Here is an 8,591-nt window from a genome sequence, read left to right on the forward strand (position 1 = left end):
GCAGCGATTATTCGCTGCTTTTCTGCATCCGGATGACGGGTAAATGCCAATTATTCAGATACGAGAGCATCCGCAGGCCTGTGACCGCGATAAATAGAATCCACAGCTGTACATTAGTTGTCAAGAGTCCTGTGCCAATGAGAAGTCCGGCAATGCCGGCCCAAATGGCATAAATCTCCGATTGCAGCAGTATGGGCTTGCGTCCTGCGAGCACATCTCGCACGATTCCGCCGCCGCTTCCTGTTAGAATGGCGGCAAAGATGACGGCCAAAAGGGGCGCATCCATATCGACGGCCTTCAAAGCCCCTTGAACAGCGAAGGCGCTTAGACCGATGGCATCGAAGATATTCCCCCATTTATTCCAATGGGGCATAAGCGACTGATGGAAGACGCAGGTCAAGCTGATAGAAATAAACGCTATCAAGAACAAACGGTCCTGATGCCACAGCTGGGAGAGCGGAATGCCGAGGAGGATATTTCTGACCGCCCCTCCTCCAAATGCTGTGACGAATCCCAATAAATAAATGCCGAACAAATCATACTCCTCTTCCATAGCAACAAGTGCGCCGCTAATCGCAAAGGCAATTGTCCCGATGATACTTAACAATTCCCAACTCATGTATTTATCCCTCTTTTTTTCCTAAAAAATGAACTATTTTATATTATCACCTACATTGAAGGTTTGGAACGGTTTATTTTTTTGGTATGATAAGAAAATGACATCGTATATAGGAAGTGACTTAATGGAAGAAACATATGAAAAAGCGATACTTGTTGGCTGTCAGCGAGAAGGAGTAGAGGATGAGCGTTTCGGGTACTCGATGGAAGAGCTTGAATCCTTGACCGAAACTGCTGGAGGAAAGGCGCTTGTGACTCTTTCGCAAAAGCGCGTGAAGCCTCATCCAGCGACATACATAGGGAAGGGAAAGGTGGACGAGCTCATTCCGCTCGTAGAAGAATTAGAGCCTGATGTGGTCATCTTTAATGATGAACTATCACCTAGCCAAATCCGAAACCTTGGCAAGGAGCTAGGCGTTCGCATTGTTGACCGGACTCAGCTGATTTTGGATATCTTCGCCCAGCGTGCACGTTCTAGGGAAGGGCAAATGCAAGTCGAGCTTGCCCAGCTGCAATACATGCTCCCGCGCCTTGCTGGTCAGGGAACGGAGCTTTCCCGTTTGGGAGGCGGTATTGGGACAAGAGGTCCTGGGGAAACGAAGCTTGAATCTGACCGTCGTCATATTCGCCGCCGGATTGATGAAATCAAGCGTCAGCTCGAGGCTGTTGTAAAGCATCGTGAACGCTACCGGGCAAGACGGAAGCGGAACAACCGGTTCCAAATGGCGCTCGCTGGTTACACGAATGCCGGCAAGTCCACACTTTTCAATAAATTATCAGAAGCCGATTCCTATGAGGAGAATCAATTATTCGCGACGCTTGACCCGATGACGAGGGAATGCATGCTGCCGAGCGGATACAAGATTCTCATCAGTGATACGGTTGGATTCATCCAAGACCTGCCGACATCCCTTGTGGCAGCTTTCCGGTCAACCCTTGAAGAAGTGACGGAGTCAGATGCGATCATGCATGTCGTTGATTCCTCCCACCCGGATGCTTTCCATCATGAGGAGACCGTGCAGAAAATCATTAAAGACCTCGGAGCAGAAGAAATTCCGCAGCTGATTGTGTATAATAAACGGGATATTGCTGACCCGGGATTTGTCCCGACCTCAAGAGAAAAGTCCATCCACATTTCTGCGCGCAAGGATTCAGACATTGATGCCTTGCTGGCTGAAATGGAAAAAATGGTCGAGAGCTTCATGGAGCCCTATGCGGTCAAGATTCCGGCGCGTGAAGGAAAGCTTATTTCAAGGCTTCAGGAGGAGACGATCGTAAAATCGAGAGTCTTTAACGAGTCGAATGAAACCTACTCTATTGAAGGGCTTGCCTTATCCGACCATGCCATCATGAGTGTCATCAAAAATTATGAGTAAAAGAAGGTATTAAGATGTTTGAACAATTAAAGAACGGCGAAAAAATCAGAGAAACCGTTCGAAAAGCAGAAGAACTGATCCGTGAGAGGACAGCAGCCATTGACGAGGTGGTTGATTACAATACAGCAAAGGTGCTTGGCGCCTTTCAAAAGAATAAAGTAAGTGACGCCCACTTCAACCCTTCCACAGGGTATGGATATGATGATTTAGGAAGGGATACGCTGGAGCGCATCTATGCGGATGTTTTTCATGCAGAAGCGGCCCTGGTCCGTCCGCAAATCATCTCTGGCACGCATGCCATCTCCACTTGTTTGTTCGGTGTCCTTCGCCCAGGTGATGAATTGGTTTATATCACCGGCAAGCCGTACGATACATTAGAGGAGATTGTCGGCATCAGGGGGAGTGGCGTTGGTTCCTTGCGCGAGTACCAAATTGGCTATCAATCCGTCGCGTTAACGGAAGAGGGACAGGTTGATTATGAAGCTGTCGCCAATGCCATTAAACCGGCGACGAAAATGATTGGCATTCAGCGTTCGAAAGGGTACGACACACGCCCGTCCTTCACAGTGGCCCAAATCAAAGAAATGATCCAATTCGTAAAGACCATCAAGCCGGATGTCGTCGTGTTTGTCGATAACTGCTATGGCGAGTTTGTGGAGGAAATGGAACCGACTGACGTTGGAGCTGATTTGATGGCTGGTTCTCTCATCAAGAATCCGGGCGGCGGTTTAGCCAAAACGGGTGGATACATTGCGGGACGCGCGGACCTCGTTGAACGTTGCGCCTACCGCCTGACATCCCCGGGCATCGGGGCAGAAGCAGGGGCCTCCCTGTATAGTTTGCTTGAAATGTACCAAGGGTTCTTCCTCGCTCCGCATGTGGTGGGGCAATCCCTTAAGGGAGCGCTTTTCACGGCAGCGATGCTTGAATTATGGGGTTTTAATCCGACCCCTTCCTGGCAGGAGCCTAGAACCGATTTGATCCAAGCGGTCCAATTCCATGACCGGGACAAGATGGTGGCCTTCTGTCAGGAAATCCAATACGCATCCCCGGTCAATTCGCATGTCACTCCTTATCCGGCTTATATGCCTGGGTATGAGGATGATGTCATCATGGCCGCGGGTACATTCATTCAAGGTGCGAGCATTGAGCTGACCGCTGATGGCCCGCTCCGTCCGCCATACACAGCCTTTGTGCAAGGCGGATTGACCTATTCGCATGTGAAGATTGCCGTATGCGCAGCAATCGATCGTCTGATTGAGAAGAAAATGGTGTGACGAGTTTGAGCAGGTGGAAACCCTTTGGTTTCGCCTGCTTTTTTTTCGTTGGCCGAAGTTTGCTGAATCTGATTCATCATTCCTGCAAGAATATGGCAAGGTATGGTATCATAATCAAATCATATTCAGGAGGTAATCAACGTTGATTAAGTGGAGCATATTCCTTGAAACAGATTTTTGGATAGACCTCGGAATATCAGTTGGGGTTTTCTTGTTGTTTCTCATCTTTCGTAAACTATTTGCCAAATATATCTTTAGTTTGCTATTAAGAGTGGCAAAAAAGACGCCGACAGAGTTATTGACTAATATATTCATAGCCTTTGAGAAGCCGATTCGATGGGCTTTCCTATTTGTGGGCGTGTATGTATCGGCGAAATACTTCCCGCATTTCAATGAGAAAAATGAATTCTTCAAACATATCATGGAAGCTTCTGTCATTATTTTCCTCGGGTGGGGGCTCTATAATTTATCAGCTACTTCTTCAGCCTTCTTCACAAGGATGAAAGGTCGCTATAAGCTGGATGCCGATGACGTATTGGTTCCGTTCTTCTCTAAGTCGCTTCGATTCATCATTGTCGCGCTCGGGTTTAGTATGGTTGCCTCTGTTTTTGGCTACAATGTAGGCGGTTTTGTTGCTGGTCTTGGGCTCGGGGGTGTTGCCATCGCCTTTGCGGCTAAGGATGCCTTAGCACACCTGTTAGGCGGGTTCGTCATCATAACCGAAAAGCCGTTCAAGATTGGGGACTGGATCTTGACTCCTGAAGTAGAGGGAACGGTAGAGGATATCTCCTTCCGCAGCACGAAAATCAGGACATTCGCGCAAGCTGTAGTCACCATGCCAAACGCGACGCTTGCCAATGGTCCAATCACGAATTGGAGCCAGATGGGCAAGCGGCAAATCAGCTATAATTTCACGGTTCCGCCAGATACATCAAAGGACAAGCTGCAAAGGATTGTCAGCGAAATCGAAATGTACTTAAAGACCAATGATGAGGTTCATCCGGAAACGATACTCGTGAAGTTTGACCATTTTAATGAACTGGGCTACAGCATCATGGTCTACCTGTTCACGAAAACAACTGTATGGTCCGATTATCTGCAGGTGAAAGAGGAACTGAACCTTAAAATCGTCGAGCTGCTTGAGAGAGAAGGGACGACGATCGCCTTGCCAAGCAGTCGGGTGTATGTGGACCAGGATTCTGAGTTGGTGCGGTCGCATGAATAAAATAGCAATGGAGGGGGAGCTTCTTCTTTGGAAGGAGCTCTTTTTCTATTTGTCGCAAATTTGTAATGACCATTACCTCTCAATTGCTTAAATTATCTGTATAATCAGTTTATTAGGGGGGATTAGATGACAATTAAAGGAATCAACCATCTATTATTTTCGGTGTCTAATCTGGATCGCTCGATAGATTTTTACCGGGAGGTGTTTGATGCGAAGCTGCTGGTGAAGGGAAGAACCACGGCTTATTTTGACTTAGCTGGACTCTGGCTTGCCTTGAATGAGGAGAAGGATATCCCTCGGTCAGAGATCAAGGATTCCTATTCGCATATGGCTTTTTCGGTTGATGAGGCGAATTTTGACGGGATGGAAGATAAGTTGGAGAGGCTTAACGTGCACATCCTTGAGGGCAGAAAACGAAATGCGAGGGATGGCAGGTCCGTCTATTTCACTGACCCGGATGGCCATAAGTTTGAATTCCATACTGGTACGCTGGAGGACCGGCTCAACTACTACCGGGAAGAGAAGAGCCACATGACGTTTTATTTGGATGAATAGCTGGTATTTCGTCAAGAAAATAACCAGGAATTTAGGGAATGGGGTTTACGCTCCTTGAATAAAGGAAAAATGAGAAAAGTGTCACAATGAAGCATGTAAAAACCATGTTAGAAAATCTAACATATGATTGACAAGAAAATTTACATACCATACACTATAATTATCCAATAACAAATTTAAGGAGGAGGCAGTGGTGAGCGGTAACATTAGAAGAACGATGCCACTTTTTCCAATGAGTATTGTCATGCAGCTGACCGATCTAACCGCGCGGCAGATTCGTTATTACGAAGAGCATGAACTGGTACAACCCGCCAGAACCGAGGGTAATAGACGTATGTTTTCATTGAATGACATTGACCGCCTGCTTGAGATCAAGGAATTGCTTGACCAGGGGATTAATATGGCGGGAATTAAGAAAATCCTTGGCGGTTCCGAATTCGGCGAAGAAGAACAGAATGAGCTGAAAGAAGCGCCAAAACCTGAACTGACAGATGCCCAGCTTCGGAAGCTCCTGCGAGATGAGCTTTTGCAAGCGGGACGCTTTACTACAAGAGGGAGCGGACGTACGGGGGATATGCACCGGTTTTTTCATTAATTTTTAAATAAAGATCTACAATCAAGGAGGAAGAGTAAATGGGGAAATTCACGGCAGATGATATCAGAAAGTTAGCGAAAGAGGAAAATGTTAAATTTATTCGACTGCAGTTCACAGATATTTTGGGAACGATCAAAAACGTTGAGATTCCTGTAAGTCAGCTAGACAAGGCTTTGGAAAATAAAATGATGTTCGACGGTTCTTCCATTGAAGGATTTGTTCGTATTGAAGAGTCCGATATGTATCTATATCCAGATTTAGATACTTGGGTGATTTTTCCTTGGACTGCTGAAAAAGGAAAAGTGGCTCGTTTGATCTGTGATATCTATAATCCGGATGGAACGCCATTTGCTGGTGACCCGCGTGCAAATCTTAAACGCATTCTAGGCGAAATGAAAGAACTTGGCTTTACGAACTTCAATGTAGGGCCTGAGCCGGAATTCTTCCTGTTCAAATTAGATCAGGCAGGAGAGCCGACGCTTGAACTGAATGACAAAGGCGGATACTTTGACCTTGCGCCAACCGACCTTGGTGAAAACTGCCGCCGCGATATCGTGCTTGAGCTTGAGGAAATGGGCTTCGAAATTGAAGCGTCCCACCATGAGGTAGCTCCTGGCCAGCACGAAATTGACTTCAAATACGCGGATGCGATCACAGCCTGTGACCAAATCCAAACCTTCAAGCTAGTCGTTAAGACAATCGCCAGAAAGCACGGCTTGCACGCAACATTCATGGCGAAACCATTATTCGGTGTTAACGGCTCCGGAATGCACTGCAACCTATCCTTGTTCAATGAAGGTGTGAACGCATTCCATGATAAAGAAGGAGAGTTGGAAATGAGTGATACCGCTCGCCAATTCATCGCGGGAATTATCGAGCATGCTCCTGCCTTCACAGCCGTGACGAACCCAACGGTTAACTCTTACAAGCGCCTTGTACCTGGCTATGAAGCGCCTTGCTATGTTGCTTGGTCCGCGCGCAACCGCAGCCCGCTTGTCCGTATCCCGGCTTCTCGCGGATTGAGCACACGCGTAGAGGTGCGCAGTGTTGACCCGACAGCAAACCCATACCTGGCAATGGCTGTTCTATTAAGCGCTGGATTAGACGGAATCAAAAACAACAAGAAAGCTCCAGCTCCAATCGACAGAAATATCTATGTCATGAATGCAGCTGAGCGTGCTGAGGAGGGCATTAAAGACCTTCCGTCAACTCTTTACCAAGCCCTTCAAGAGCTTCAAGGTGACCGAGTTATCACTGATGCACTAGGAGAGCACATTCTTGAGCACTTCATTGAAGCAAAAGAGATTGAATGGGATATGTTTAGAACCCAGGTTCATCCATGGGAGAGAGAGCAATACATTCAAATGTATTAATAAAGGGAAACCCTCGATACCATTGGTGTCGAGGGTTTTTTATTGTCTGAAATAAAGCGAGGAATCGGTTGGATATCATATGTGTTAGGTGATGGAAATGTTTTCAAGGTTATGTTTTAATAGATTGGCTGCTTGATGGAGGAGGGGAGAATGAATGAGCTTGCCAGAGTCTGTTCTGCTTGGAATCTCAATGATTGTATTTGTCATTATGCTGTTTAAACAATGCCGAGTGTTATATTTTTTTGCTTTGTATACGATAAATTCAATCGTATTGTTCATCATAAGGGTGATAGAAGGGCGTGGTGTTTCGTCGGCATTTCTTGATTCGTTTAGTCTTGTGGGAGTTGGTATGCTACTATTCTTTATTTATTTCCTTAATACGAGGTTCCGTATTCAAAAAAGAAGAGTTAGACAGTAAACAGGAATCTATAATTATCTAACTCTCTGATTCTATAACTAATTTAGTTATTGCATATCATAAGTACATTCCCGTCTGGATCTCTAAAATTAAAATAGGCAAAATCCCCGAATCGTTCAATTTCGCGGGTGATTTCAGCCCCTATGCTTTTTACAAACCTATAAGCTTCATCGATGTCATCTGTGTGGAAATTAAATAGAACATGATTGGATGGGCTTAATGAAAATCCAGGGTCAAAGCTATGGTCATCTAAAGTCAGTCCAGTCCGGTTGTTGACTGGGATGTTATAGACAGGTGGTTTAACTTCATCTTTATTAAACGGCACGCCAAGCAGGGTGGAGTACCATTCAGCTGATTTTTTCAGGTTGCTGACATGAATGAACACCGCATTTACCTTGCTTGCAAGCGGAGAAGAAGAGGGCAAAATGTATTCCTCCTTTTGTGATTGGTATCTTTTTTATATTCTATATAAAAGGGAGGATTCCTTTTTATCTATAGCAGAATGAAAATAAGGAAGAGCGCGAAATGCGCTCTTCCTTATGGCTAACTGCGATGTTCTACAAGATCAATGGCGCCTAAAACGATATGGGCTAAGCCGAAGCCTATAACAGTGTTGGCGATCATGTTGTTTTTGCCCTGCATCTGCTTTAATGCATATCCACCTGCGGTTACGGCAGAACCTAATACGGCCGGAATTAATCCTTCTCGAATGTTCATATTAGAATTCCTCCACATCGAAGTTAGTAAGGGGTGCTCAACTAGCACTTGGTTTTATTGTTGCTTACAATAGAAATTAGTATCCAGCTTGAAGAAAATACCATTGAAACATACGGTGTGACGGTGATATTATTTAGTAGTCGCCTCTGATGGCGGCTGAGAAAATGAAAAAGAGAAAAAGATTGAAAAAAGTTGTTGACATTAATTCCTGGACTTGATAAGATAATAAAGTTGCTGGAAACAACAACGAATAAATTGCTCTTTGAAAACTAAACAAAACGAAACGCTAAGCAAGTCTTAAACAAGAGAGTTTAACTCTCGTCAATGTTTTATTTTTAAAAGCTAGATCAAACATCTTTTGGAGAGTTTGATCCTGGCTCAGGACGAACGCTGGCGGCGTGCCTAATACATGCAAGTCGAGCGAATCAGATGGGAGC

10 protein-coding genes and 1 rRNA gene are annotated in these 8,591 nt (G+C 45.5%); 8 read left to right on the plus strand and 3 right to left on the minus strand.

Translation table 11 applies throughout. From position 1 onward, the window contains the following. Positions 1–7: 7 nt before the first annotated feature. Positions 8–619: a trimeric intracellular cation channel family protein gene (locus CYL18_RS17335; RefSeq protein ID WP_104850751.1), complete on the minus strand. Its 612-nt coding sequence runs from the start codon at positions 617–619 to the stop codon at positions 8–10. Between the two features lie 124 nt (positions 620–743). Here CYL18_RS17335 and hflX point away from each other — a divergent pair, with 124 nt between their 5' ends. The 7 genes from hflX to CYL18_RS17370 all read left to right on the plus strand — a co-directional run bounded on the left by hflX (position 744) and on the right by CYL18_RS17370 (position 7,437). Continuing rightward, positions 744–1,994, plus strand: coding sequence for a GTPase HflX (gene hflX, locus CYL18_RS17340; RefSeq protein ID WP_104850752.1), 1,251 nt, complete (start codon positions 744–746; stop codon positions 1,992–1,994). Positions 1,995–2,008: 14 nt separating this feature from the next. Continuing rightward, complete coding sequence (locus CYL18_RS17345) at positions 2,009–3,271, plus strand: methionine gamma-lyase family protein (RefSeq protein WP_104850753.1); 1,263 nt, start codon at positions 2,009–2,011, stop codon at positions 3,269–3,271. A gap of 142 nt (positions 3,272–3,413) precedes the next feature. Further along, the gene (locus CYL18_RS17350) at positions 3,414–4,496 is read left to right on the plus strand and encodes a mechanosensitive ion channel family protein (protein ID WP_330847609.1); all 1,083 of its coding nucleotides are present in this window, start codon (positions 3,414–3,416) and stop codon (positions 4,494–4,496) included. Positions 4,497–4,622: 126 nt separating this feature from the next. Continuing rightward, positions 4,623–5,051, plus strand: coding sequence for a metallothiol transferase FosB (gene fosB / locus CYL18_RS17355; RefSeq protein ID WP_104850754.1), 429 nt, complete (start codon positions 4,623–4,625; stop codon positions 5,049–5,051). Positions 5,052–5,244: 193 nt separating this feature from the next. Beyond that, positions 5,245–5,646, plus strand: coding sequence for a MerR family transcriptional regulator (locus CYL18_RS17360; RefSeq protein ID WP_104850755.1), 402 nt, complete (start codon positions 5,245–5,247; stop codon positions 5,644–5,646). A gap of 38 nt (positions 5,647–5,684) precedes the next feature. Continuing rightward, positions 5,685–7,019: a type I glutamate--ammonia ligase gene (gene glnA, locus CYL18_RS17365; RefSeq protein ID WP_104850756.1), complete on the plus strand. Its 1,335-nt coding sequence runs from the start codon at positions 5,685–5,687 to the stop codon at positions 7,017–7,019. Positions 7,020–7,173: 154 nt separating this feature from the next. Beyond that, the gene (locus CYL18_RS17370; protein WP_104850757.1) at positions 7,174–7,437 is read left to right on the plus strand and encodes a hypothetical protein; all 264 of its coding nucleotides are present in this window, start codon (positions 7,174–7,176) and stop codon (positions 7,435–7,437) included. A 43-nt stretch (positions 7,438–7,480) separates the two neighbouring features. Here the strand turns inward: CYL18_RS17370 and CYL18_RS17375 are convergent, their stop codons facing one another. Together CYL18_RS17375 and CYL18_RS17380 are read right to left on the minus strand one after the other, a co-directional pair. Beyond that, positions 7,481–7,861 (minus strand): VOC family protein, encoded by a 381-nt coding sequence (locus CYL18_RS17375; protein WP_236636513.1) that lies wholly within the window; start codon positions 7,859–7,861, stop codon positions 7,481–7,483. Between the two features lie 119 nt (positions 7,862–7,980). After that, positions 7,981–8,154, minus strand: coding sequence for an asparagine synthase (locus CYL18_RS17380; RefSeq protein WP_104850759.1), 174 nt, complete (start codon positions 8,152–8,154; stop codon positions 7,981–7,983). 355 nt (positions 8,155–8,509) lie between these two features. Here CYL18_RS17380 and CYL18_RS17385 point away from each other — a divergent pair. Further along, positions 8,510–8,591: ribosomal RNA gene (locus CYL18_RS17385) — 16S ribosomal RNA — on the plus strand; the annotation flags it as partial.

It is taken from the genome of Pradoshia eiseniae (assembly GCF_002946355.1).
Classification (GTDB): domain Bacteria; phylum Bacillota; class Bacilli; order Bacillales; family Pradoshiaceae; genus Pradoshia; species Pradoshia eiseniae.